This window comes from Mesorhizobium sp. STM 4661 (assembly GCF_000359125.1).
GTDB lineage: Bacteria > Pseudomonadota > Alphaproteobacteria > Rhizobiales > Rhizobiaceae > Mesorhizobium.
Genome location: NZ_CAAF010000028.1, coordinates 178,973 through 202,698, shown reverse-complemented (window position 1 = coordinate 202,698; position 23,726 = coordinate 178,973). Strand labels below are relative to the sequence as shown.

The window sequence follows — 23,726 nt, the reverse complement described above, 5'->3', positions numbered from 1 at the left end:
CGTGCTTTCAAACTTTTCAGGTTGCGATACTCTTCCGCTGCGTGATTCGCCAAGAACAGCAAGCGGATCGACGGGAAATTACGAGGAGAGGGCAATGAAGACTTATCTGGCGGAAGTTCTGGGTACATTTCTACTGGTATTCATCGGCACCGCTTCGGTGGTGACGGGCGGCTTCGGCGGCGCGCTGCCGCTTGGCCAGGAAGGCATCGGTCTGGCGTTCGGCATCGGCCTGATCGCGGCGGCCTATGCGATCGGTCCGATCTCGGGCGCGCATCTCAATCCGGCGGTGACGCTCGGCGTGTTCCTTGCCGGCCGGATGCCGGCCAAGGACGTCGTTCCGTACTGGATCGCGCAGATCATCGGCGCCATCATTGCGTCGCTGGCGCTATGGATCATCGTTTCCGGCCAGGTCGGCGGCCACACCGGCGGTTTCGGCGCCAATGGCTGGGATGCGACGAAATGGGGCGTCAGCTCGGCGTTCCTGTGGGAGCTGATCGGGACCTTCACCTTTGTGACGGTAATCCTCGGCGTCACCAGCGCCAAGCATACGACCGCTTTCGCCGGCCTCGTCATCGGCCTGACGCTGGCCGGGCTGCATTTCGCCATCATTCCAGTCACCGGCACGTCGCTCAATCCGGCCCGTTCGATCGGCCCGGCGCTGTTTTCGGGAAGTGCCGCGCTCAGCCAGCTCTGGCTGTTCATCGTCGCACCGCTGATCGGTGGCGCCATTGCCGGCGTCGTCGCCAAGGCGGGCATCTTCGAAAAGGACTGATTTCGAGGTCTGGATACAAAAGAGGCGCGGACCACGGCCCGCGCCTCTTTTGTTGCGTCACGTGCCTGGATCAGGCCGCGAGGTCGAAGCGGTCGGCGTTCATCACCTTGGTCCACGCCGCCACGAAATCGCTGGTGAACTTCTCCTTCGCGTCCGCCGTCGCATAGACCTCGGCAAGCGCGCGCAGCTGCGCGTGCGAACCGAAGATGAGATCGGCGCGGGTGCCGGTCCATTTGACTTCGCCGGTCTTGCGGTCGCGGCCCTCGAACACATCCTTGACGTCCGAGGTTGCTTTCCACTCCGTGCCCATGTCGAGCAGGTTGACGAAGAAGTCGTTGCTCAGCGTTTCCGGCCGCCCGGTGAAGACGCCATGCTTCGACTGCCCGGCATTGGCGCCGAGCACGCGCAGGCCGCCGACCAGAACCGTCAGTTCCGGCGCCGTCAGCGCCAGCAATTGCGCCCGGTCGACCAGCGCCTCCTCGATGGTCAGCCGCTGCTTGCCGCTGACATAGTTGCGGAAGCCGTCAGCGGTCGGTTCCAGCGGCGCAAAGGAGTGGATGTCCGTCTGCTCCTGCGAGGCGTCCATGCGCCCCGGCGTGAAGGGAACCTTCACGTCGTTTCCGGCATCCTTCGCGGCCTTCTCGATGGCAGCACCGCCGCCGAGAACAATCAGGTCGGCAAGCGAAACCTTCTTGTCGCCGGACTGCGAAGCGTTGAATGCCTTCTGGATCGCTTCGAGCTTGTCGAGCACTCTGGCCAGATCGGCCGGCTGGTTGACGGCCCAGTCCTTCTGCGGGGCGAGACGGACGCGCGCGCCGTTGGCGCCGCCGCGCTTGTCGGAACCGCGGAAGGTCGAGGCCGACGCCCACGCCGCCGAGACCAGTTGCGGCACTGAAAGGCCGGACGCCAGGATCCTGGCCTTGAGCGCCGCGGCGTCCTGCTCGTCGATCAGGACATGATCGACCGCCGGAACGACATCCTGCCAGGGCAGTTCTTCCTTGGGAACGAACGGGCCGAGATAGCGCACGCGCGGGCCCATGTCGCGGTGGGTCAGCTTGTACCAGGCGCGCGCGAACGCGTCGGCGAACTGATCCGGGTTCTCGTGGAAGCGCCTCGAGATCGTCTCGTAGGAAGGATCGAACCGCAGAGCGAGGTCGGTGGTCAGCATCGATGGCGCGTGGCGCTTTCCAGCGCTGTGCGCATCCGGCACGGTGCCGGCTCCGGCGCCGCCCTTCGGCGTCCATTGATGGGCGCCGGCCGGGCTCTTGGTCAGCTCCCATTCGAAGCCGAACAGATTGTCGAAGAAGTTGTTGCTCCACTTCGTCGGCGTCGTCGTCCAGGTCACTTCCAGGCCGCTGCCGATCGCATCGCCGCCCTTGCCGGTGCCGAACTTACTCGCCCAGCCGAGGCCCTGCTGCTCGATGTCGGCGCCTTCCGGCTCGACGCCGACCAGGCTCGCATCGCCAGCGCCGTGGGTCTTGCCGAAAGTGTGTCCGCCGGCGATGAGCGCGACGGTCTCCTCGTCGTTCATCGCCATGCGCGCAAAGGTGTCACGAATGTCGCGGGCTGAGGCCAGCGGATCAGGCTTGCCGTTCGGGCCTTCCGGGTTGACGTAGATCAGGCCCATCTGCACGGCAGCGAGCGGGTTCTGCAGGTCGCGGTCGCCGCTGTAGCGCTCGTCGGCCAGCCACTTGCCTTCCGGGCCCCAGTAGATGTCCTGTTCGGGCTCCCATACGTCGGCGCGGCCGCCGGCAAAACCGAATGTCTTGAAACCCATCGATTCCAGCGCAACGTTGCCGGTGAGGATCAAAAGATCGGCCCAGGAGATCTTGCGGCCATATTTCTGCTTGATCGGCCACAACAGCCGGCGAGCCTTGTCGAGATTGACATTGTCCGGCCAGCTGTTCAGCGGCGCGAAACGCTGCTGGCCGGCTCCGGCGCCGCCGCGGCCGTCGGCGATGCGGTAGGTGCCGGCGCTGTGCCAGGCCATGCGGATGAACAGCGGCCCGTAATGGCCGAAGTCGGCCGGCCACCAGTCCTGCGAGTCCGTCATCAGCGCATGCAGGTCCTTGATCACGGCGTTCAGGTCGAGGCTTTTGAACGCCTCGGCGTAGTCGAACGTCTCGCCCATCGGATCGGACAGCGAGGACTGCTGGTGGAGAACCCCAACGTTGAGCTGGTTCGGCCACCAGTCGCGGTTGGCCCTGGCAATGGTCGTGTGCACGACCGGGCATTTGCCCGTGCTGGGATCGTCGGTTTGTGCGTCCATTTTCGTCTCCGATTTGCTGAGTTTTCCGGGCAGGCCCAGCGGCCGCACCATTCTGGAATGATTCCAGACTAGGCCGCGCCGCCGATAAAAACAAATTGCCTTTCCTATTTTTTCCGATAGGTTTTTCTTATGATAGGCCTCACCGTCCGGCAGATGCAGTATTTCGAGGCGCTGGCGCAGACGCTGCATTTCGGCCGTGCGGCAAAGCTTGCCGGCGTCAGCCAACCAGCGCTGTCCTCGCAGATCGTCGAGATGGAGCTGAGGCTCAACTGCCGGCTGTTCGAGCGCGGCGGCAAGGTGGTGCGGATGACCGACGAAGCGCAGGCCTTGCAGCCCCGCATCGAGCGCATTCTCGCCGATATCCGTGACGTCGAGACGACCGCCCGGCGCGGCCGCCCGGCCATGGAAGGGCGCTTCCGGCTGGGCATCATCCCGACAGTCGCGCCCTATCTACTGCCGCATGCGCTGCCGGAGCTGAAGCGGCATTTCCCGGCCTTGCAGCTCGAGTTGCGCGAAACGGTGACCGCATCGCTCGTCGAGGACAGCGCGTCGGGCAGGCTCGACGCCTTCATCGCGGCGCTTCCCCTCAATCAACCAGGGCTGGTCAGCGAAGAACTGTTCTGCGACCGGTTCTTCCTGGCCGTGCCGGCCGGCGATCCGGCCTTCGCCTCGCCGCCGGTGCCGCCGGAAAGCCCGGCGCTGGAAAGGCTGATGCTGTTGGAGGAGGGCCACTGCCTGCGCGAACAGGCACTCGCCGTCTGCGGCAGCGTGCGCCCGGTGGCAATGGCAAGCTACGGCGCCACCAGCCTGACGACGCTCTTGCAGATGGTGGCGCACGGGCTTGGCGTCACGCTGATCCCGGAAATGGCCACAAGGCCGGCCAGTGCCATGCCGAACCTCAAGATCGTGCCGTTCCAGGAGCCGATGCCGCAGCGCACGATTTGCCTGGCATGGCGGCGCAACAAGGCGCGGCACGACGAGTGTGTTGAGCTGGCGAAGATTATTCGCGGGTTGGACGCGGCGGTGCTGGGGATGTGAGGCGGTGGTGCGATAGGCTGGCCTTGTGATCGCTGGTCGGGCGTGGACGATCGCAAAGCCTGAATTCGCAATGCTTGCATAGAGAGCGTTCGCCGCGAGCCGGCATGCGCCTTTATCGGCTATGCCGGCAGGCCTGCCATCCGCATGGCGTCGGTGACGTCATCGATGATATCAGGCGCAATGCCTACCGCGGCGGACCAGCGGCCGATGGTGAAGTGCGGGTCGAGCGACAAAAGCCGCGTCGCCGCCGCTTTTGCCTCGTCGAGTCGCCCGAGCCTGGCAAGCGGTGCCGCCAACCAGCCGTGCAAGATGCTGAAACCGGGGTTCAGTTCCACCGCCCGCCGGCCGGCCGCGATCGCCTGCTCGTGCCGGCCGGACAGGAAATTGCCGAATCCGATGATGCCTTGCGGCACGCAGCTCATGGCGTCGAGCGGGCTCAGCCGCATCGCCCGCTCGCACCAATCGATCGCCCGCGCCGGGTCGCCACCATAGGCCACCGGCACGCAGCCGAAGACATAGACGAAGGCGCAGGATGCACTGAGCGCCAAAGCCTGTGCAAACGCCTCGTCGGCCAGCCTGCGGTCATGCTCCACCAGGCCAATGGTGAACCCGGCCAAGGCAAGCGCCATCGCGTCGCCCGGGCCGTGCTCAATCGCCGCATGGGCATGGCGGATCGACTTCTCGTGGTTTTCGGGGTGCATGCCGCCGCGTACAAAGAGGGTCTGATGCGCCCAGGCGGCAAAGCCGTGCGCAAGAGCATAAGTCGGCTCGATGGCGAGCGCCTGGTTCAGCAGCGGCAGACCCTTGGCAGCACCCTGCGGCATGAAGGTGTAGACATCAGGCAGTGCGCGAAGCAGCAGATCGTAAGCGTCGAGACTATCGGGGCGCTTGTGCCGGACGCGTTCGATCTCGGCCCGGCGCAAATTGGGCTCTATTGCCGCGACCACGCTGATGGTGATCTCGTCCTGAAGTGCGAACACGTCGGTCAGGTCGCGGTCATAGCGTTCGGCCCACAAATGGCTGCCGTCCTCAGCGTCGATGAGCTGGCCGGTGATGCGGACGCGGCTTCCGACCTTGCGCACGCTGCCTTCCAGCACATAGCGCACGCCAAGCTCGTGCCCGACCTGTTTCACGTCCACCGCGCGACCCTTGTAGGTGAAGCTGGAATTTCGCGCGATGACGAACAGCCACCGGATCCGCGACAGGCCGGTGATGATGTCCTCGACCATGCCGTCGGCGAAATAGTCCTGGTCCGGATCGCCGCTGATGTTGACGAAGGGCAGCACGGCGATGGAGGGACGGGCGGGAATGCCCAGCCCAGGCTTCGCTTGCTCCACCGAGGCGATCGCCCCTGTTTCCGTCGTCTGGACCTCCTCACGCACGGTGCCGACGAAGCGCAGACCCCGGCGCCAGATGGTGCGGATGATGCGCTGCTCCTCGCCACTGTCGTGGAGCGCGTTGCGGGCAGCGCTGATGCGGCTGGAGAGCGTGGCGTCGGAAACGATGCGACCCTGCCAGACCGCGCCGACCAGATCGTCCTTGCTGACCACCCGCTCGCGATTGCGGATCAGATATTGCAGGAGGTCGAACACCTGCGGCTCGACGGAGATCAGATCGTTGCCGCGACGCAGTTCGCGCCGGTCGCCGTCCAGAGCAAAATCCTCAAAATAGTACGGCAAATGACTCGCTCCAGACCGCACGGCGGATGATTTCCAACACTGTAGCCGCGTCGTGGACGCAAAATCAAAGCGATCTCAAGGTAAAATCAAGAGATCCTGAAGGCCACCTCAAAGCGCGGCCGGCAGCTCTGTCGCATAGTCCTCCTGCGACAAACGCTCAACCAACGATTTGAAAAGGAGAACTCAAATGTCGAACACTGCAACAAAGTCGGTCGTCCTCGTGCATGGCGGCTTCGTCGATGGCTCCGGCTGGGACGGGGTCTACCAGATCCTCAAGAAGGACGGCTATGACGTGACCATCGTCCAGAACCCGACGACCTCGCTCGCCGACGATGTCGCCGTCACCAGGCGCGCCATCGCCGCCGCTCCGGGCAATGTCATCCTGGTCGGCCACTCCTATGGTGGCGTCGTGGTGTCGGAAGCCGGTACCGATCCGAAGGTGGCAGCTGTCGTCTATATCGCGGCCTTCGCGCCAGATGCCGGCGAATCGGTTTCGAGCCTGATCGCCAACCCGCCGCCCGGAGCGCCGGTACCGCCGATCCTGCCGCCCGTCGACGGCTTCCTGATGCTCGACAAGGCCAAGTTCGCTGCCTCGTTCGCCGCCGATGTCCGTCCCTCGCTCGCTTCCTTCATGGCGGATTCGCAGGTGCCGTGGGGTGTGGCGGCGCTCGAAGGCCAGGTCACCCAACCTGCCTGGAAGGTGAAGCCCAGCTGGTATCTTGTCGCCACCGACGACAAGATGATCCCGCCGCCGGCGCAGCGCCAGATGGCAACCCGCGCCAAGGCGACGACGGTTGAGGTGCCCGGCAGCCACGCCGTCTACGTCTCAGACCCTGCAGCCGTCGCCAGCCTTATCAAGCAGGCGGCCGCCGGCAAGAACTGAACCCGCATCACCTCGATGGACGGCCTGGGCGCCCGGCGGCGCCCAGGCTTTGTGGCGCGGGATCTTGCAGTGGGTGATCTGGCCAAGCCTTGATCTCCTGCTCGATGGCGATCTGGCGCCCACGCTCCGCAGTTGCTCAGCCAGACGGTACAGCACCACCAAGCGCAGCCTGTCCGGTGTCTTTCAGCAAACCGACAAGCCAAGCCAGGCCAGCATCCATCATGGCGACCTTTGGCACGATGCTGTTGATGTTGAAGTGGCCGAGCGTGATGGGCGCATCGATGCCCATCACGCCGAAGCGACCGGCGTGCATGGCGACGAAGCGGCGCGGATAGGCTGAGATCAGGTCGGTATCGGCGAGCACCGCCAGTCCGAACATGAAGTTCGGGACGGTCAGCGCGACCCGGCGCGACAGGCCGTGCTCTTCCAGCACCCTGTCGACAAAACCCTTTGGATCGCCGGCGTTCGACACGACGAGATGCTGCATGGCGCAGTAGTTCTCAAGGCTGGGGTCGCTGGCGAAGGGGTGGCCAACGCGCATGGCGAGGATGAAATCCTCCTCGTAGAGGGTGTCCACCACGAAACGCACGGGGAAGTCGTCGAACGGAATGACGGCGACATCCATGGCGCGCGCTTCAAGCTCGGCGATGGCGTCGAGCCAGGCCAAAGCCGGCGACGGTTCGCCGTATCTGGGCAGCAATTGCCGGATGCTGATAGCGATGTCGGGCGCCTGCCCGCGCACCCTGTCGAGCAGCGGCGTCAGGAACACGGACGAGGTTGCGTCCGGCGCGCCGATGACGAAGCGGCGCGTCGAGCGCGCCGGGTCGAACGGTTCGGCGCTCGAGATCACCGAGCGCACCCGCGCCAGGATCTCGGCCACGGCCGGCGCCAGTTCGTTCGCCCGGTCGGTGGGCACGACGCCGCGTGGCGTTTTCAGGAACAGCGGATCGCCCAGCAGGCCGCGCAGCCGGCCAAGGCCATGGCTGACGGCCGAGGGCGACAGGTTCAGCCGCTCCGCCGAGCGGCCGACATGGCGCTCCTCCATGACGGTCTCGAACAGGACCAGCAAATTGAGGTCGGCGCGGGATAGATCAATCTGATTCAGCATATCCATGAAATCATATCACTGGATTCAGCATAGTAAAGCTGCGAATTGGCTGACCGCAGCGGAGGCGGTTCTGCCGGGTTCCGCGATGACACTATCCACCGAGGAGCAAACGGCATGCCCGACTTTCCCCGTTCAATTCTGGTCACCTGCGCCGGCGGCGCGCAGGGATCGGCCATCGTGCAAGCCTGCCGAGCGGCAGGCGCCACCATGCGCGTGCTTTTGCGCAAGGGCTCGCCCGACCCGTTCGGCGACGGCGTCAACATCGTGCGCGGCGATCTGGCCGATGCCGAGCGCGTCGGCCTCGCCTGCCTCGCCGTCGATGCGGTGGCGCTGACGTTGCCGCTCAACGCCGGCCCGGAGGATATTCTCCGCTACGGCCGCAACATGGTCGATGCTGCGCTTGAGGCGGAGGTCAAGCTCCTGGTGTTCAACACCAGCGGCCATGTTTCCAGACATTCCGGCACCGGGTTGATGGAAGCCAAGGTTGAGCTCATCGACTACATGAAGGCCTCCGGCCTGCCGTCGATCATCCTCAAGCCGACGCTCTACATGAGCAATGTCGCCGCCCCCTGGAGCGCGCCCGCGATCATGCATCAGGGCGTGTTCGCCTATCCGCTGCCGGCCGATTTCCAGACCTCCTGGATCTCATGGGAGGACATGGCGGCCTATGTGGTCGCGGCGATGCGGCGGCCCGAGCTTGCGGGCGCGAGTTTCGACATTGGCGGACCCGAGGCGCTGACCGGACCGGAGATGGCCAATATCCTGTCCGGCATCGTCGACCGCGAGGTCGGCTACTATCCGGTGCCGCTGGCGAACTTTGCCGCCGGCCTGAGCGCAGTGATCGGCAAGGATGCGGCCGATCAGGTCGCCGCCAACTATGCCTGGGTGCACCGGCAGCGCCCGACGCTGCTCGCCGTCGACCCCAGCGACACGCTCAGCATGCTGCCGATCACGCCGACCCCGTTCGCCGACTGGGCCAAGGCTCGGGACTGGCCGGCACTGGCCGGCACCGAGAGGGCGGCATGACCATGGAAGCGATCGCGACACTTGGCCCGAACGGCTCATCCGGATGGGGACATCTGCCGGACGACGCCGCGGAAGTCATCGACTTCTGGTGGCTGGTGGGACCCACCGCATGGTTCGCCAAGGACGCGGAGTTCGACCGCGTCTTTCGCGACCGCTTCCTGCCGCTGCATGAGGCGGCGGCGCGCGGCGACTGCGACGACTGGGCGGCGACGCCCTATGGCGCCCTGGTGCTGCTGGTGCTGCTCGACCAGTTTCCGCGCAATGCCTTTCGCGGCACGCCGCGCATGTATGCGACCGATGAAAAGGCCCGCCGCATCGCGGCTGATGCCGTCGATGCGGGTTTCCAGCACCATGTTCACCCATCGTGGCGGCTGTTCTTCGCACTGCCCTTGGCGCATTCCGAAGGGCTGGCCGACCAGGACCGCTCGGTGGCGCTGGCCGGCGAGAGCGGCGAGCGCGACCTGAAGCGCGCCGAACACCACCGCGACATCGTGCGGCGGTTCGGACGCTTCCCGCACCGCAACCCGATCCTCGGCCGCGTCATGCGGGCGGAGGAGCAGCGCTTTCTCGATGAAGGCGGCTTCGCCGGCTGACAAGGGTTCGCCGGGTTGGTAGCAAGGGAGTTTTGCAAAAACGTTCAGGGCACAAAGATCAGAAATACGTAGGTGAAAAAGACGACGAGGTGGACCAGGCCGGTCAGGAACGTCGTTCTTTCGTTGCTAAAGCTGACACTGCTTATGGAAAGCGCCAGGATCAAAAGTACAGTGTCGGCCGCGGGGATCCCCAGGGTCAGCCCTCTTCCCGTCAGCAGGCTGGCGGCTGCAACTGCCGGGATGGTCAAACCAATCGTGGCGCAAGCCGAACCCATGGCGACATTCAAACCGCGCTGCAGCTCGTTGTTGAGTGCGGCACGAATCGCCGAGACGGACTCAGGCATCAAAACCAAACCCGCGATCATGGCCCCCACAATGGCGTCGGCCTGGGTCACCTGGTAGGTAACGAGCGCATCTTCGATGCTTGCGGCGACCTGCTCTGCGAGCATGACAATGCCAATCAGACCGATTGCCAGCAGCAGAATGCCCGTGAGGATGCTCTCGTGAGGCGACGCTGACGTCGAAACGACGTGTGCTTGTCCTTCGATAAAATCGTCCCGGTGACGGACAGTCTGCGCGAACAGAAAACCCGCATAAAGCAGCACCGAAAGTATGCTCACAAAACCAAGCTGGGCTGCCGAAAATGTGCCGGGGTCCGAAGCTTGCGTGTAGGTCGGCAGAATAAGCGTCATCACGGTCAGCGCGATCAGAACCGCCAGATAGGCGCTGGTCCCTTGTCGCACGATTGCTTGCGTGCGATGCCGCCAGCCGCCAAATGTCAGACACACACCGACAACGCCGGTGGATGTAATCATCACCGTCGAGAAGACGGACTCGCGTGCAAGCGTCGGGTTGTTCTCTCCGTGCAACATCATGGAAACGATGATCGACACTTCGATGGCCGTCACGGCAATGGTCAGCACCAAAGTGCCGTAGGGCTCGCCTACCCGCCGAGCCACCGCCTCGGCGTGGTCGAGCACCACAAAGATGGTGATGAACATGATCGCGCTCGAAAACGCTCCGACAAGGATCCTCATGTTGAGGGAGCCCTGGTCGACCGAGAGCCCGCTGGCCCTGACCGCGATGGCCATAGCGAGAGCGGCCAGCGGCATCGCGTAGGAAACCGCCGATCTTGCGAAACCACTCATTGCAGCCACTTACGCTTGTGCTCTTGGGGAAAGTCTATTTGGAGCACATCTGGCGTGCTGCGACCACTCCCTATCCTGCGCCCGCCGGCGTCCGGTAGTCTCGAAACATGATGTCGCCCGCGGCCCGGAAGATCGCGCCACAGCGGTCCTATCCGGGCGTGTTCGCTTTGACGACCTTTTGGCATTCCGGCGTCAGCTCGCTCATATGGTCGGACAGGCATTTGATGATGCGGCCGCCGCCTTGCTGCACGCCGCTGCAGAACTTCTTGTAATCCGCCTCGCAGGCCTCACGCTCGGACGCCGTCTGCGCCAGCGCCACAGTCGCCGCCATCTGAGTTGCTAGGAAAAGCACGCTTAACGCAATCCGCATGACAACCTCCCCTCAAATATGTAGATTAGCTAGCTTTCATATAATGCGATATATGCCGGGAAGTATACAGAGGGGGAAAATGCTTTTCGTATCGGGCAGAATCGCGCCGGCGGCAGGCCTGTTCGCCGTTACAATACTATTGTCCGCATGCAGCGAGCAAAACGCTTACGTGGCGCCACCTCCGCCCAAGGTCGACGTGGCGCTTCCATTGAAGCAGGGCGTGACTCCCTATCTCGAGGCCACCGGCACCGCCGCGGCAGTGAACACGACACCGCTGGTTGCGCGCGTTTCGGGCTTCATCCAGGAAATCGGCTACAAGGATGGCGACGAGGTCAAGGCCGGCGCCCGGCTGTTCCTTATCGAGCCCGATTCCTACCAGCTGGCGCTCGAGCAAGCCCAGGCCGGGCAGGGTTCAGCCGATGCCGCCGCCAAGCAGTCCGGTGCCGACCTGAAGCGGCAGCAGGAGCTGCTGTCGCAGAAAATCATCTCGCAATCGACCGCCGATCAGTCCGCCGCCGCGGCACAGGTGGACATCGCCAAGCAGAAGCAGAGCGCGGTCGACGTCAAGCAGGCTCAACTCAATCTGAGCTACACCGAGGTCAAGGCGCCGTTCGCGGGGATCGTCACGTCCCGCCAGGTCTCGATCGGGCAGCTGGTCGGCGCCGGCAGCGCCACCACGCTGGCGACCATCGTTCAGCTCGCTCCCATCTATGTCAATTTCAGCATCTCGGAGCAGGATGTGCTGCGCATTCGCGTCGCCATGGCCAAGCGTGGAATAACCGCGCAGGACCTCAAGAAAATACCGGTCGAGGTCGGCCTACAGAGCGAGACGGGCTATCCCCATGCGGGAACGCTGGACTATGCCGCGCCAGAGGTTACGGCCGCGACCGGCACGCTGGCGGCCCGCGCCGTGCTGTCCAATGAAGACCGGGTATTGCTGCCGGGCTATTTCGTGCGCGTGCGCGTGCCGCTGGGCGAAGAACCGGACATGCTGCTGGTCCCCGACCGGGCGATCGGCAGCGACCAGAAGGGTCGCTACGTGCTCGTCGCCGGAAAGGACGATGTGGTCGAGCAACGCCCGGTTGAGATCGGCCAGCTGGTCGGAGCGCTGCGTGTCATCACCAAGGGTATCGCGGCGGACGACCGTGTCCTTGTCTCCGGCCTGCTGACGGCCGTGCCCGGCCAGAAGATCGAGCCGCAAGAGAAGAAGCTGGAAGCAGTCGCCACGGACGGCGCAGCACAATGATCTCCAAATTCTTCATCGAACGGCCGGTCCTGGCCAACGCCATCGCCATCCTCATGGTCGTCATCGGCATCATCTCGCTCTTTGCCCTGCCGGTGGCGCAGTATCCCGATGTTGTGCCGCCGACCGTTTCGGTGACGACGCGCTATCCGGGCGCCAGCGCGCGGGCGGTGATCGATACGGTGGCGCTGCCGATCGAGCAGCAGGTCAATGGTGTCGAGGGCATGATCTACATGCAGTCCTATGCCGCATCGGACGGCACCTACAATCTCACCGTCACCTTCGCGATCGGCACCGATCTCGACCAGGCGCAAGTGCTTGTGCAGAACCGTGTGTCCTCTGCGCTCGCGGGGCTGCCGCAGGCGGTTCAAGTGCAGGGCGTTACCGTTCAGAAGAAGTCGACCTCGATCCTCGAAATCGTCACGCTGACTTCGCCCGACAGGCAATATGACAGCCTTTATCTCGCCAACTACGCGACCATCCGGCTGAAGGATGAGCTCTCCCGGATACCGGGGGTGGGCAATGTCAATGTATTCGGCGCCGGCCAGTATTCCATGCGCGTATGGCTCGATCCCGAGAAGATGCAGGCGCGCGGCCTTACAACACAGGACGTCGTCCAGGCGCTGGGGCAACAGAGCGAGCAGGTCACCGCAGGCCAGGTCGGCGCGCCGCCGGCGCCCGACGGCCAGTCCTTCCAGTACACGATCGAAGTGTCCAGCCGCCTTGACGATCCCGACCAGTTCGGCGCCGTGATCGTCAAGACCGGCGCCAATGGCGACATGACGCGCGTGCGCGACGTCGGCCGGGTCGAGCTTGGCGCCCAGACCTACGGGCAGTTCTTCAATCTCGACGGCCAGCCGGCGGCGGGCATGGCCGTTTTCCTGTCCCCGGGCGCCAATGCGCTTGATGTGGCCGGCAAGGTCGAGACCAGGATGAAGGAACTGTCGCGCGAGTTCCCGAAAGGGCTGGCATACTCGATCCCCTTCAACACCACGATTTTCGTCAGCCAGGCGATCCACGAGGTCTACAAGACGCTGATCGAAGCCGCCGTGCTGGTGCTCATCGTCATCCTGCTTTTCCTGCAGGACTGGCGGGCGATGCTGGTGCCGGCAACGACCGTGCCGGTGACGATCATCGGCGCGTTCGCGGCGATGGCCGCGCTCGGCTTCTCGGTCAATTTGTCGACCCTGTTCGCCATCGTGCTTGCCATCGGCATCGTCGTCGACGACGCCATCGTCGTGGTCGAGGGAGCCGCCCACAATATGGAGCGCGGCATGTCGGGCCACGATGCGGCGATCGCCGCCATGAACGCGCTGTTCGGGCCGATCATCGGCATCACGCTGGTGCTGATGGCGGTGTTCCTGCCGGCTGCGTTCCTGCCCGGCCTCACGGGGCAAATGTATGCGCAATTCGCGCTGGTGATTGCGGCAACCGCCATAATCAGCGCCATCAACGCGGCCACGCTGAAGCCGACGCAGTGCGCGACCTGGCTGAGGCGCCCGGTGCCGCCGGACCAGCGCAATTTCTTCTTTCGCGGCTTCAACGCGGTCTACCAGCGCCTGGAGAACCGCTATGCCGGCCTGATCGGCTCCATGGTGCGTCACAGCACGGTGATGGGCATCATTGCGTTGCTGATCATCGGTGCGGCGGGCTACGGCATATCGCGCGTCGCCACCGGCTTCATTCCGATCGAGGACCAGGGCTACATGCTCGCCTCGGTTCAACTCCCCGATGGCGCCGCACTTGGCCGCACGCAGGAGACGCTGCAACAGGTTTCGAAGCTCGCCAAGGCCACGCCGGGCGTCGATCAGGTCGTGACCATCGCCGGCATCTCGGCCCTAGACAACAACTCGACGCTCGCCAACGCCGGCGTTGCCTACATCATCCTCAAGGACTGGAGCTTGCGCGGCAAGGGCGAGGATCTTGCCTCGCTTTACGCAACGCTCAACAAAAATCTGTCCGACATGGGTGACGGAACCGTGCTGGTGCTGCCGCCGCCGCCGATCCAGGGCATCGGCAACGCCGCCGGCTTCACCATGCAGGTCGAGTTGCGTGACGGCAGTTTCGACCTCGCCAAGCTGCAGGGCGCGGTCGAGGCGGTGACCAGGACCGCTCAGACGCAATCGGGCATCCAGCGCGTGGCGGCGCCGTTCCGGGCCAACGTTCCGCAATACACGGTCGAGCTCGACCGCGAGAAAGTGCAGACGCTGGGGCTGACCACGGACCAGGTCTTCCAGACGCTCGCCGGCTACCTCGGCTCGACTTATGTCAGCCAGTTCAACAAATTCGGGCGGGTGTTCCAGATCTATGTGCAGGGCGATGCGCAATTCCGCGTGACGCCCGAGAACATCGGCCGCCTGAGCGTGCGCAACCAGAACGGCGACATGATTCCGCTCGGCACGTTGCTGACGATCACGCCGAGCGTCGGCCCCTCGCTGATCAGCCTCTACAACCTCTATCCCTCGGCATCGATCATCGGCGTGCAGGCGCAGGGCTTCTCGTCCGGCGACGCGATCAGGCTGATGGAAGGGGTCGCGGCCGACACACTGCCGCCCGGCACCGGCTACGACTGGACGGCGCTGTCCTTCCAGGAAAAGCTCGTCGGCAGCCAGATCTATCTGGTCTTCGGCCTGGCGCTGCTCTTGGTCTATCTGGTGCTGGCAGGCCAATATGAAAGCTGGCTGGCCCCGATCTCGATCTTGCTTGCCGCGCCACTGTCGCTGGTGGGTCCGGTGCTGGTCCTGAACGGCCTCGGCATCGACAACAATCTCTACGTCCAGATCGGCCTGATCCTGCTGATCGCGCTATCGGCCAAGAACGCGATCCTGATCGTCGAGGTGGCGCGCGAATTGCGCGCCGCCGGCAAACCGATCGTCGAAGCGGCGGTCGAGGCGGCCCGTGCGCGTTTCCGCCCGATCCTGATGACGTCCTTCGCCTTTATCCTCGGTGTCGCGCCGCTGGTGGTGGCGACAGGCGCCGGGGCCAGCGCACGCAAGTCGATCGGCATCACGGTCTTTTCCGGCATGATCGCCTCGACCTGCCTCGCCGTGCTCTTCGTGCCTTCCTTCTTCGTCATCCTGCAACGGTTCGAGGAATGGCGCGCCGCGCGCAAGACAAAGCCCGAGGTCACGTCCACGCTTCCTGGCTAGGCACGGCAAGAGTGGAGTCAAACGAAACCAGGGAGATTTGCCTCTTATCGAACGCAGCAGCTTCGCAACTCAACCAAGGAAAATCCGACATGCTTTTCCACATCCGCCTCTTCGCTCTTGCGGGCGCTTCATTTCTGCTTTTCGCGGCAGCACCTGCCTGGGCGGTGAACGCCCAGGTCGGTATCCTGAAATGCGACACCTCGACCGGCATCGGCGAGATCATTACGCGCAAGCAGACAATGACCTGCGTATTCACCAGGAATGACGGCACGACGGAAAATTACACCGGCTCGATCCACGAATTCGGCATCGAACTTGGCGAGGTGAAAGAAGGCCATCTCATATGGGCCGTCGTCAGCGGCTCGACTGCCAAGGACAATGGCCTGCTGAGCGGAAAATACGATGGCGTCGATGCTGAAGCGGCCGCGGGCCTTGGACTTGGCGCCGATGTCCTGCTCGGCGGCACCGAGAAGGCCTTTGCACTTCAACCGCTCGCAGTCGAGGGCGAAACGGGTATCAACATCGCGGCGGGGGTCGAGCAGATCGAACTCACCGCGGCAAGCTAGATTGAGACGCCTCCCCCGCTCAAGCGGTCTTCTGCGCCACCAGCCCCAGTTCCTCGACCATAGCTTGGCGCATCAAAAACTTCTGCGGCTTGCCGGTCACCGTCATCGGCAGTTCGGTGTGGAAGCGGATGTAGCGCGGGATCTTGTAGTGGGCGATCTGGCCGGCGCAGAAGGCCTTGATCTCCTCAGCGGTGGCGATCTGGCCGGGTTTCAGCACGATCCAGGCGCATAGCTCCTCGCCATATTTCGGATCGGGAATGCCGAACACCTGCACCTCCTTCACCTTGGGATGGCGATAAAGGAACTCCTCGACCTCGCGCGGATAGACATTTTCGCCGCCGCGGATGACCATGTCCTTGACCCGGCCGACGATGTTGCAATAGCCCTCGGCGTCGATGGTGGCGAGGTCGCCGGTGTGCATCCAGCCGTCACTGTCGATTGCCTCGCGGGTTTTTTCGGCGTCGTCCCAGTAGCCCTTCATCACGGAATAGCCGCGCGTGCAGAGCTCGCCCGGCGCGCCGACCGCAACGGTGGCGCCCTTGGCGTCGATGGCCTTGACCTCGACATGCGGGTGGATGCGCCCGACCGTCGAGACACGTTTTTCCAGCGGGTCGTCGACGCCGCTCTGGAACGAGACCGGGCTGGTCTCGGTCATGCCATAGGCGATGGTCACCTCTGCCATATGCATCAGCGACACCACCTTCTTCATCACCTCGATCGGACAGGGCGAGCCGGCCATGATGCCGGTTCTGAGGCTGGTAAGGTCGAACGACCCAAAATCCGGATGGTCGAGCAGGCCGACGAACATGGTCGGCACGCCATAGAGGCCGGTGCAGCACTCTGCTGCCACCGCCTTCAGCGTGGCGCCGGCATCGAACCCCTCGCCCGGGAAAACCATGGTCGCGCCCTTGGTGACGCAGCCCATCGTGCCCATCGACATGCCGAAGCAGTGGTAGAGCGGCACCGGAATGCAGAGCCGATCGTCGACGGTGAGCCTGATCGCCGAGGTGACGAAATTGCCGTTGTTGACGATGTTGGTATGGGTCAGCGTCGCGCCCTTCGGCGCGCCTGTGGTGCCTGAGGTGAACTGGATGTTGATGGCCTCGCCGGGCTTCAGTCCCTCGGAAATGCGGTCGAGGCTGTCATGCTCGTCGCGCCCGGCCATCGCCAGCACGTCGGCGAAATTGAACATGCCGGGCGAATGCTCCTCGCCCATGCGGATGACGATCTTCAGCGCCGGCAGTTTTTGCGCCTTGAGCTTGCCGGGTGTCGCCTTGGCGATCTCCGGCGCCAGTGTCTCGATCATGCCGAGATAGTCGGAAGTCTTGAATTTGGCGGCCGTGACCAGCGCTCGGCAAGCGACCTTGTTCAAGGCGTATTCCAGTTCGGTCAGCCGGTAGGCCGGGTTGATGTTGACCAGGATCAGGCCGATGCGCGCGGTGGCGAACTGCGTCACCAGCCATTCCCAGCGGTTCGGCGACCAGATACCGACACGCTCGCCCTTTTCCAGGCCGAGCGCCAGGAAACCGGCGGCCAGCGCGTCCACCGTGTCCGACAGTTCGCTCCAGGTGAAGCGCTTGTCCTGAGCGACGAACACGGCGGCATCGAGCGTGCCGTATTTGCTGACGGTGTCCGAAAACAGCGCCGGGATCGTCTGGTTGAGCAGCGGCACCGTGCGCTCGCCCGAGACATGCGCCCTGCCGTCGACCGGCGCGACGAACGTCCCGCCATTGCGGGGGCCGCGACCGCGCAGGTGGGTGGCATTCTTCAACTCGTCGAGATTGATCGCCATCGCCGTCTCCTCCGCAGACGGCCGAGCCTATCAGCCCTGCCGGGTGGTGGAAATCCCGTCGATGGTAGTGGAGGCAGAGGCCCCCTCTCCGTCTCGGGCGAAGCCGAGACGGAGAGGGGGATTGCGCCACCGCTATCTAACCAGCGCCGTCATCTTCGCGGCAATGTCGCGGAGAACCGCCTCATCGGCGGCCGCACGCTGCTTCCTCGATGCGACAAGGCAGGCCTGCGAGCGCAGCACGACGCCGTCACCCAGCACCTTCAGGTGATTGGCGCGCAGCGTCGAGCCGGTGGTGGTGATATCGACGATGACATCGGCCAATCCCGCCGCCGGCGCGCCCTCGGTGGCGCCGAGGCTCTCGACGATGCGGTAGACCTGGATGCCGTGCTTTTGCGAAAAGAATTGTTGGGCCAGCCGCCAGTATTTGGTGGCGATCCTGAGCCGCCTTCCGTGGCGCTGGCGGAAATCGGCGGCAACGTCGTCGAGATCGGCCATGCTGTCGACATCGAGCCAGATGTCGGGCACCGCCACCACCACATCGGCATTGCCGAAGCCAAGGCGGGCAACAATCTCGGCACGCGTCTCCCAGTCTGCAAGGCTCTCGCGCAGCAGGTCCTCGCCTGTGATGCCGAGATCGACCGCGCCCTGGCCGATTTCGCCGGCGATTTCGGAGGCCGACAGGAACGCCACCTCGATGTTTTTGGCGCCTTCGATGCGGGCGCGGTATTTGCGCTCGTCGCCGGACAGGTTGACGGCAAGCCCGGCCTTGGCCAGCACCTCCAGCGCCTGCTCCTTGAGCCGGCCTTTCGACGGGATCGCCAGCGTGATCATGGCGCCTTCTCCCGCAGCGCCTCGATGCGGTCGAGCCAGACGGAAAAGCCGACGCCGGGGATCGGCGTTTTTGCGCCAAGCAGCGTCAGCAGGCGGTCGTAGCGGCCGCCGCCGGCCAGCGGCCGGTCGCCATTTTCCGCCGCGATCTCGAAGACGAGGCCGGTGTAGTAATCGAGCGGACGGCCGAAGGCGGCGTCGTAGCGGATTTTTTTGACCGGCAGGCCATGCGCTTCGATCGCGCGGGCGCGGGCGGCGAAATTCTCCAGCGCCGCGCCCAGTGAAAGGCCGGAACCCGATGCAAAGGCTTCGAGCGCCTGGGCCGCGCCATCGAGCGGCACGTCGATCGCCAGAAATGTCTTCAGCGCCGAAAACGCCTCGTTCGATAGCCGCACACTGCGCAATTCGGCCTTCTCGATCAGCCGCCGCGCGATGTCGGCAGGCGAGCGCCCGGCCGATGCCGACAGCCCGGCCTCCTCCATGCCGCCGGCGATATGCGCCGAGAGCCCTTCCAGATCACCGTCCAGCACAAGAGACGCGACCGGACCGGAGATCTGGCCGTTGCGCGGCGGATTGGCGAGATCGGCAAGGGCCGCCTCCAGCATCGCCGCCGAGCCGAAGGCCCGCGCCAGTCGCATGCGCCAGCCCCGCGGCAGGCCAAGCGCCGCCAGCACCGCCTCGAATATGGTCTGGTCGCCCAGCGTGATCGTCAGGGCCTGGCCCGGCAGCACAAGTGACAGCAAAGCATGCGCATCGGCCAGCGAACGGGCGTCGGCGGCGGCCGTGTCGCGGTCGCCGAGATCCTCGATGCCGGCCTGGAAGAACTCATTGCCACCTTCGCGGCGCTGGCGGAAGACCTCGCCGAGATAGGAATAGCGGCGCGGCGTGCCGGCCTGCGAGCTGATGTGGTCGAGGCAGACGGGAATGGTGAATTCCGGCCGCAGGCACAGCGTCTTTCCCGTCTCGCTTTCGGTGAGAAAGATACGGCGGCGCAGATCCTCGCCGGCCATGTCGAGGAAGGGGTCTGCGGGTTGCAGCACCGCGACCTCAACAGCATGGGTGTTGCGCGCGGCGAAGAGGCTGGTGATGTCGGCGGCGATGGCGGGATAGCGGGAGGTCATTGGCAAGATGGGCGCGAGGCACCCCCCTCTGGCCAGCCGGCCATCTCCCCCGCAAGGGGGGAGATTAGATGTCGCATGGGCTTTCGCCAATCTCCAGCCTTTGCGAAGAGGCGCCGGGCCTGAAGCTGCCGATCTCCCCCCTTGCGGGGGAGATGGCCGGCAGGCCAGAGGGGGGTGTTCAAGCGCCACCTTTCGCGCGATCAGCCGCCTGCGCCGCCAGGATCTTCTTGACCTCACCGACCAGCCCGCTCTCCGCAACCGTCACCTGCGCCGGCCGGGCCGCGCGCCATTCGGCGTTGTCCGATATCTCGGCCGACATGCGCGCGCCTTCGATCAGGTCCTTGATCTGCACCTCGCCCCTGGCACGCTCGTCGCCGCCCTGGATGATGGCGACGGGGCTGCCGCGGCGGTCGGCATATTTGAGTTGTGCCTTCATGCCGGCGCCGCCGAGATACATTTCGGAGCGGATGCCGGCAGCGCGCAGCTCGCTGACCATCTTCTGGTAACGGCCGAGGCTTTCGGTGTCCTTGTCCATCACCAGCACGACGATGGGGGCGATCACGTCCGACGTGTCGAGCTTGCCGAGGTTCTTCAGCGCCGTCATCAGGCGGGAGACGCCGATGGAAAAGCCGGTCGCCGGCACCGGCTCGCCACGGAAGCGCGAGACCAGTCCGTCATAGCGGCCACCGCCGCCGACGGAACCGAAGCGGACGATCTGGCCGTCCTCATTGGGGATCTCGGCCAACAGTTCGGCCTCGAAGACCGGGCCGGTGTAATATTCGAGGCCGCGCACGACCGAGGTATCGATGACGACACGGCCATCATGATAACCGGCGCTATCGACGATAGAGCCTATGGCGGCGAGCTCCTCAACGCCTTCGCGGCCGGTCTCGGCGAAGTAATCGAGCGTCTTCAGCCAGCGGATTTGGGCGGCGTTGGGCGAAATGTCGGTGGCGGTCTCCAGCTTCCGCCATGAACCGGCTTCCGGACCCGGCTCGTAATTCATGAAATAAAGCACCGTCTCAATGGCCTTGCGCTCAAGACCGGCACCCTTAGTGAAGTCGCCGCTTTCATCCTTGCGCCCGGCGCCGAGCAACTGCCCGATGCCTTCGGGGCCGATCTTGTCCAGTTTGTCGATGCCGCGAAGCACGGTCAGCCGGCGCCCGGCATTCTGATCGCCGCCAAGGCCGATCGCCTCCAGCACGCCGTCGAGAACCTTCCGATTGTTGACCCGGATGACATAGTCGCCGCGCTTGATGCCAAGCGCTTCCATCACGTCGGCCATCATCATCGCCATCTCGGCGTCCGCGGCAACGCCCGGCGTACCCACCGTGTCGGCATCGAACTGCATGAACTGGCGGAAGCGGCCGGGGCCGGGCTTCTCGTTGCGGAACACCCAGCCGGAGCGATAGCTGCGATAGGGTTTCGGCAGCTTGTCATAATTCTCGGCGACGAAACGCGCCGTCGGCGCGGTCAGGTCGTAGCGCAGCGACAGCCACTGGTCGTCATCGTCCTGGAACGAGAACACGCCTTCGTTCGGCCGGTCCTGGTCGGGCAGGAATTTGCCCAGCGCATCGGTGTATTCGATCAGCGGCTGCTCGACCGGCTCGAAGCCGTAAAGCTCGTAGACGCCACGGATCGTCGCCATCATCTTCTCGACGGCGCGGATGTCGTCGGCGCTGCGGTCGGCAAAGCCGCGCGGCAGCCGCGCTTTCGTCTTTTCCGATTTGTCGGCCATGGGGATGGGTCTTTTTGCTAAGTAATCGATGACTTCATTTCGAGTGGGCGTGTCCTAACCGATGCGATCTTGACCGGCAAGGGTTTGCACCTGGCCTTCTCCCTTTGCGCAGAAGGAAATAAGCTGAAACAATTCCGCCATCAACGCGGCACCGTGCCGACACAATCAGGGCCGATAAGCGCGCCGAAACAAGGGGTTCGGGGCAATGACCACGGCACAAGGAACAAACATCAACGGCTCTGCCCACGCCATGCCCGCCAGGCTGCGTTCGGCCGATGACCATGCGCTGAGGGTGGTAAGCCAGATGGCGGGTCCGTTCGAAGCCGCCGCTGAAGAACGCCAAGGCCCGACTATGCGCGATGCGCTGATGACCGGCCTGCTGGTGATCTACCCCGCCCTTGCCACTGTGGCGGCCATCGTTGCCGGGCTCTTTCTCGCGGGCGCCAGCGGCGCTTGAGTTTTGTCCTACCCTCCCCCTTGCGGGGAGGGTCGACGCGCAGCGTCGGGGTGGGGGTCGAAAAAACTTTGTCTTACCCCCACCCGCGCCTTCGGCGCGACCTCCCCACAAGGGCCCACAAGGGGGAGGTAGGGTGCTATTTCGGCCGTTTGAACGCCTTCCGCTCCTTCTCCACCTGCGCCCGGCAGACGCAGCCCTCGAGATGGTCGTTGACCAACCCCATCGCCTGCATGAAGGCGTAGACGGTGGTCGGGCCGACGAAGCTCCAGCCGCGTTTTTTCAGTTCCTTCGAAATGCGCACCGAGACCGCCGTGGTCGGGTTGGCGCGCAGATGGGCGAGGTCGACGGTTGCGGGCCGCTCGTCGGGGCCTGGTTCGAACTTCCAGAACCAGGCGGCCATTGAGCCTGACACATCGACCATTTCGCGCGCGCGTTTGGCGTTGTTGATGGTCGAGACGATCTTGCCACGGTGGCGGATGATGCCGGCATCGCCGAGCAGGCGCTCGACGTCCTTGTCGGTGAAGGCGGCGACCTTGTCGAAATCGAACCCGGCGAAGGCGGCGCGAAAATTCTCGCGCTTGCGCAATATGGTCAGCCAGGACAGGCCCGACTGAAAACCTTCGAGACAGATCTTTTCGAACAGCCTGCGGTCATCGGTGACCGGTCGGCCCCATTCATGGTCGTGGTAGTGCAGATAGTCCGGCAGATTGCCGTGCCAGAAGCAGCGCTTCACACCATCGGGACCGGCGAGCAGGCCTGTGTTTTCACTTTCCATCACTTGAAATCCGTTCGTTAATAGGCTTTGCGCCGCTTTTTACCCCGGCTTTACCAGATTCCTGAACCGGCCGGTAACCACACCAAAAGGTTTACTGACACTTCGGCATTTTACGCATTCCGATTCATGTTTCGGTTGCGGCTTCGCGCCAATGCTCGCGAAATCGGGGGCTTTTCCCCGCGTGTTCGACGATCAAGGTGCGTTCCGATGAAGTCAGTGTTCCTTTCCCTGTTCGGCGCCGCGGCCATGGTTGCCGCCGGCGTCACCGCCTCCAGCGCCAATGACCGCTATGCCGACAGGCCGCCGGTGATGGTGAGCCCCGACCTTTCGGCGCCCTGGGTGCTGCAGCTCGGCGACGCCCCGGGCATCGTCCGGCAAAGCCGGCAAGAGGTGCAGCCGCAGCGGCGTTATCGGCGGCAAGCGCAACCGGAGCAGCCCGACCGGCTGCGCACGGCGGCGGTGCAGGCGCCGGCCAAGCGCATGGTCGCGCGGCCGCAGATGAACCCGGTCTACCTGCCGCAGCAAGTCGCCTATGACGGCCCGCAGAAGCCGGGCACGATCGTCATCGATACGACGCAGAATTTCCTCTATCTGGTCGGGAAGAACGGCAAGGCGCGGCGCTACGGCGTCGGCACCGGCAAGCCGGGCTTCGAATGGTCGGGCGCGCACAAGATCACCAACAAAAGGGTGTGGCCGGACTGGCGTCCACCGGCGGCGATGATCAAACGCGAGGCCGCCAAGGGCCGTTACCTGCCAACCTATCTCGCCGGCGGCATGGAAAACCCGCTCGGCGCGCGCGCGCTCTATCTCGGCTCGACGGAATACCGTATCCACGGCACCAACGAGCCCTGGACGATCGGCGGCGCGGTGTCGTCGGGCTGCATCCGCATGCGCAACGAGGACGTCGTCGATCTCTACGAACGGGTCAATGTTGGCACGACGGTTGTGGTGATGTAATCTCCGGTTGATTTTACTGGTGATTCTGTCCAGAAGATTTCTGGAATAGGGATAACGGGGGACGGGCCGTGTGGGGATACGGTCAGTCACGAAAGGGCAGCATGGGAAACCGTGCTGCCCTTTTCGTTTCCGGCTGATCGAGGCAAGCCTGCGCCGGCAGGTCGCGCGCGAGGCATAGCGGTTCGCTTTTCACGCTGCCCTTTTGCCCGTTCTT

General features: G+C 64.3%; 20 protein-coding genes. 10 read left to right on the top strand and 10 right to left on the bottom strand.

Annotated elements, in window-relative coordinates:
• Positions 1 to 94: 94 nt before the first annotated feature.
• Complete coding sequence (locus tag MESS4_RS09835; RefSeq protein WP_006329458.1) at positions 95 to 772, top strand: MIP family channel protein; 678 nt, start codon at positions 95 to 97, stop codon at positions 770 to 772.
• A gap of 70 nt (positions 773 to 842) precedes the next feature.
• Here MESS4_RS09835 and katG read toward each other — a convergent pair whose 3' ends face one another.
• Positions 843 to 3,041, bottom strand: coding sequence for a catalase/peroxidase HPI (gene katG / locus MESS4_RS09830; protein ID WP_006329453.1), 2,199 nt, complete (start codon positions 3,039 to 3,041; stop codon positions 843 to 845).
• Between the two features lie 129 nt (positions 3,042 to 3,170).
• Between katG and MESS4_RS09825 the strand changes: the two genes are divergently transcribed.
• On the top strand, positions 3,171 to 4,079 hold the full coding sequence (locus MESS4_RS09825; protein ID WP_006329451.1) for a hydrogen peroxide-inducible genes activator: 909 nt from the start codon (positions 3,171 to 3,173) through the stop codon (positions 4,077 to 4,079).
• A gap of 119 nt (positions 4,080 to 4,198) precedes the next feature.
• On the opposite strand, the gene MESS4_RS09820 is transcribed toward MESS4_RS09825, so the two are convergent.
• On the bottom strand, positions 4,199 to 5,758 hold the full coding sequence (locus MESS4_RS09820) for a winged helix-turn-helix domain-containing tetratricopeptide repeat protein (protein WP_006329450.1): 1,560 nt from the start codon (positions 5,756 to 5,758) through the stop codon (positions 4,199 to 4,201).
• A 187-nt stretch (positions 5,759 to 5,945) separates the two neighbouring features.
• Between MESS4_RS09820 and MESS4_RS09815 the strand changes: the two genes are divergently transcribed.
• Entirely contained in the window at positions 5,946 to 6,641 is a 696-nt protein-coding gene (locus tag MESS4_RS09815) for an alpha/beta hydrolase (protein ID WP_006329448.1), read from the top strand.
• A gap of 136 nt (positions 6,642 to 6,777) precedes the next feature.
• On the opposite strand, the gene MESS4_RS09810 is transcribed toward MESS4_RS09815, so the two are convergent.
• Positions 6,778 to 7,749, bottom strand: coding sequence for a LysR family transcriptional regulator (locus tag MESS4_RS09810; protein WP_036240996.1), 972 nt, complete (start codon positions 7,747 to 7,749; stop codon positions 6,778 to 6,780).
• Between the two features lie 114 nt (positions 7,750 to 7,863).
• Between MESS4_RS09810 and MESS4_RS09805 the strand changes: the two genes are divergently transcribed.
• A complete protein-coding gene (locus tag MESS4_RS09805) occupies positions 7,864 to 8,775 on the top strand; it encodes an NmrA family NAD(P)-binding protein (RefSeq protein WP_006329446.1) in 912 nt (303 codons plus the stop codon).
• Positions 8,776 to 8,777: 2 nt separating this feature from the next.
• A complete protein-coding gene (locus tag MESS4_RS09800; RefSeq protein WP_244441098.1) occupies positions 8,778 to 9,368 on the top strand; it encodes a DUF924 family protein in 591 nt (196 codons plus the stop codon).
• A 44-nt stretch (positions 9,369 to 9,412) separates the two neighbouring features.
• Here the strand turns inward: MESS4_RS09800 and MESS4_RS09795 are convergent, their stop codons facing one another.
• Both MESS4_RS09795 and MESS4_RS09790 read right to left on the bottom strand, forming a co-directional pair.
• Positions 9,413 to 10,516, bottom strand: a complete 1,104-nt coding sequence (locus MESS4_RS09795) for a calcium:proton antiporter (RefSeq protein WP_006329443.1) — start codon at positions 10,514 to 10,516, stop codon at positions 9,413 to 9,415.
• Positions 10,517 to 10,664: 148 nt separating this feature from the next.
• Positions 10,665 to 10,886, bottom strand: coding sequence for a cysteine rich repeat-containing protein (locus MESS4_RS09790; protein ID WP_006329441.1), 222 nt, complete (start codon positions 10,884 to 10,886; stop codon positions 10,665 to 10,667).
• A gap of 79 nt (positions 10,887 to 10,965) precedes the next feature.
• Here MESS4_RS09790 and MESS4_RS09785 point away from each other — a divergent pair, with 79 nt between their 5' ends.
• The 3 genes from MESS4_RS09785 (at position 10,966) to MESS4_RS09775 (ending at position 15,844) form a co-directional block, all read left to right on the top strand.
• Positions 10,966 to 12,132, top strand: coding sequence for an efflux RND transporter periplasmic adaptor subunit (locus MESS4_RS09785; protein WP_006329439.1), 1,167 nt, complete (start codon positions 10,966 to 10,968; stop codon positions 12,130 to 12,132).
• Positions 12,129 to 15,278, top strand: a complete 3,150-nt coding sequence (locus MESS4_RS09780) for a multidrug efflux RND transporter permease subunit (protein WP_006329438.1) — start codon at positions 12,129 to 12,131, stop codon at positions 15,276 to 15,278. The genes MESS4_RS09785 and MESS4_RS09780 overlap by 4 nt, the downstream gene beginning before the upstream one ends.
• Before the next feature lie 89 nt (positions 15,279 to 15,367).
• Complete coding sequence (locus MESS4_RS09775; protein ID WP_006329437.1) at positions 15,368 to 15,844, top strand: DUF992 domain-containing protein; 477 nt, start codon at positions 15,368 to 15,370, stop codon at positions 15,842 to 15,844.
• Positions 15,845 to 15,863: 19 nt separating this feature from the next.
• Here MESS4_RS09775 and MESS4_RS09770 read toward each other — a convergent pair whose 3' ends face one another.
• The 4 genes from MESS4_RS09770 to hisS all read right to left on the bottom strand — a co-directional run bounded on the left by MESS4_RS09770 (position 15,864) and on the right by hisS (position 21,323).
• Complete coding sequence (locus tag MESS4_RS09770) at positions 15,864 to 17,636, bottom strand: AMP-binding protein (protein ID WP_006329436.1); 1,773 nt, start codon at positions 17,634 to 17,636, stop codon at positions 15,864 to 15,866.
• Between the two features lie 132 nt (positions 17,637 to 17,768).
• Positions 17,769 to 18,467 (bottom strand): ATP phosphoribosyltransferase, encoded by a 699-nt coding sequence (gene hisG, locus MESS4_RS09765; RefSeq protein ID WP_006329435.1) that lies wholly within the window; start codon positions 18,465 to 18,467, stop codon positions 17,769 to 17,771.
• A complete protein-coding gene (locus MESS4_RS09760) occupies positions 18,464 to 19,585 on the bottom strand; it encodes an ATP phosphoribosyltransferase regulatory subunit (RefSeq protein WP_006329433.1) in 1,122 nt (373 codons plus the stop codon). Before MESS4_RS09760 ends, hisG begins: the two co-directional genes overlap by 4 nt.
• 178 nt (positions 19,586 to 19,763) lie before the next feature.
• Entirely contained in the window at positions 19,764 to 21,323 is a 1,560-nt protein-coding gene (gene hisS / locus MESS4_RS09755) for a histidine--tRNA ligase (protein ID WP_006329431.1), read from the bottom strand.
• 205 nt (positions 21,324 to 21,528) lie between these two features.
• On the opposite strand from hisS, the gene MESS4_RS09750 reads away from it, so the two are divergent.
• Positions 21,529 to 21,780, top strand: a complete 252-nt coding sequence (locus tag MESS4_RS09750; protein ID WP_006329429.1) for a hypothetical protein — start codon at positions 21,529 to 21,531, stop codon at positions 21,778 to 21,780.
• Between the two features lie 136 nt (positions 21,781 to 21,916).
• Here MESS4_RS09750 and MESS4_RS09745 read toward each other — a convergent pair whose 3' ends face one another.
• Positions 21,917 to 22,555 carry a DNA-3-methyladenine glycosylase I gene (locus tag MESS4_RS09745; RefSeq protein ID WP_006329428.1) on the bottom strand — a complete coding sequence of 213 codons (639 nt, stop codon included), beginning with the start codon at positions 22,553 to 22,555 and terminating at the stop codon, positions 21,917 to 21,919.
• Positions 22,556 to 22,762: 207 nt separating this feature from the next.
• Here MESS4_RS09745 and MESS4_RS09740 point away from each other — a divergent pair, with 207 nt between their 5' ends.
• Positions 22,763 to 23,512 carry a L,D-transpeptidase gene (locus tag MESS4_RS09740; protein WP_006329427.1) on the top strand — a complete coding sequence of 250 codons (750 nt, stop codon included), beginning with the start codon at positions 22,763 to 22,765 and terminating at the stop codon, positions 23,510 to 23,512.
• The last annotated feature ends 214 nt before the right edge of the window (positions 23,513 to 23,726 follow it).

Excerpts from the sequence above, each read along its gene's own strand:
- MESS4_RS09835 (WP_006329458.1), top strand. The coding sequence starts at position 95 with ATGAAGACTTATCTGGCGGAAGTTCTGGGTACATTTCTACTGGTATTC.
- katG (WP_006329453.1), bottom strand. The coding sequence starts at position 3,041 with ATGGACGCACAAACCGACGATCCCAGCACGGGCAAATGCCCGGTCGTG.
- MESS4_RS09825 (WP_006329451.1), top strand. The coding sequence starts at position 3,171 with ATGATAGGCCTCACCGTCCGGCAGATGCAGTATTTCGAGGCGCTGGCG.
- MESS4_RS09815 (WP_006329448.1), top strand. The coding sequence starts at position 5,946 with ATGTCGAACACTGCAACAAAGTCGGTCGTCCTCGTGCATGGCGGCTTC.
- MESS4_RS09810 (WP_036240996.1), bottom strand. The coding sequence starts at position 7,749 with ATGCTGAATCAGATTGATCTATCCCGCGCCGACCTCAATTTGCTGGTC.
- MESS4_RS09805 (WP_006329446.1), top strand. The coding sequence starts at position 7,864 with ATGCCCGACTTTCCCCGTTCAATTCTGGTCACCTGCGCCGGCGGCGCG.
- MESS4_RS09800 (WP_244441098.1), top strand. The coding sequence starts at position 8,778 with ATGGAAGCGATCGCGACACTTGGCCCGAACGGCTCATCCGGATGGGGA.
- MESS4_RS09795 (WP_006329443.1), bottom strand. The coding sequence starts at position 10,516 with ATGAGTGGTTTCGCAAGATCGGCGGTTTCCTACGCGATGCCGCTGGCC.
- MESS4_RS09790 (WP_006329441.1), bottom strand. The coding sequence starts at position 10,886 with ATGCGGATTGCGTTAAGCGTGCTTTTCCTAGCAACTCAGATGGCGGCG.
- MESS4_RS09785 (WP_006329439.1), top strand. The coding sequence starts at position 10,966 with ATGCTTTTCGTATCGGGCAGAATCGCGCCGGCGGCAGGCCTGTTCGCC.
- MESS4_RS09780 (WP_006329438.1), top strand. The coding sequence starts at position 12,129 with ATGATCTCCAAATTCTTCATCGAACGGCCGGTCCTGGCCAACGCCATC.
- MESS4_RS09775 (WP_006329437.1), top strand. The coding sequence starts at position 15,368 with ATGCTTTTCCACATCCGCCTCTTCGCTCTTGCGGGCGCTTCATTTCTG.
- MESS4_RS09770 (WP_006329436.1), bottom strand. The coding sequence starts at position 17,636 with ATGGCGATCAATCTCGACGAGTTGAAGAATGCCACCCACCTGCGCGGT.
- hisG (WP_006329435.1), bottom strand. The coding sequence starts at position 18,467 with ATGATCACGCTGGCGATCCCGTCGAAAGGCCGGCTCAAGGAGCAGGCG.
- MESS4_RS09760 (WP_006329433.1), bottom strand. The coding sequence starts at position 19,585 with ATGACCTCCCGCTATCCCGCCATCGCCGCCGACATCACCAGCCTCTTC.
- hisS (WP_006329431.1), bottom strand. The coding sequence starts at position 21,323 with ATGGCCGACAAATCGGAAAAGACGAAAGCGCGGCTGCCGCGCGGCTTT.
- MESS4_RS09750 (WP_006329429.1), top strand. The coding sequence starts at position 21,529 with ATGACCACGGCACAAGGAACAAACATCAACGGCTCTGCCCACGCCATG.
- MESS4_RS09745 (WP_006329428.1), bottom strand. The coding sequence starts at position 22,555 with ATGGAAAGTGAAAACACAGGCCTGCTCGCCGGTCCCGATGGTGTGAAG.
- MESS4_RS09740 (WP_006329427.1), top strand. The coding sequence starts at position 22,763 with ATGAAGTCAGTGTTCCTTTCCCTGTTCGGCGCCGCGGCCATGGTTGCC.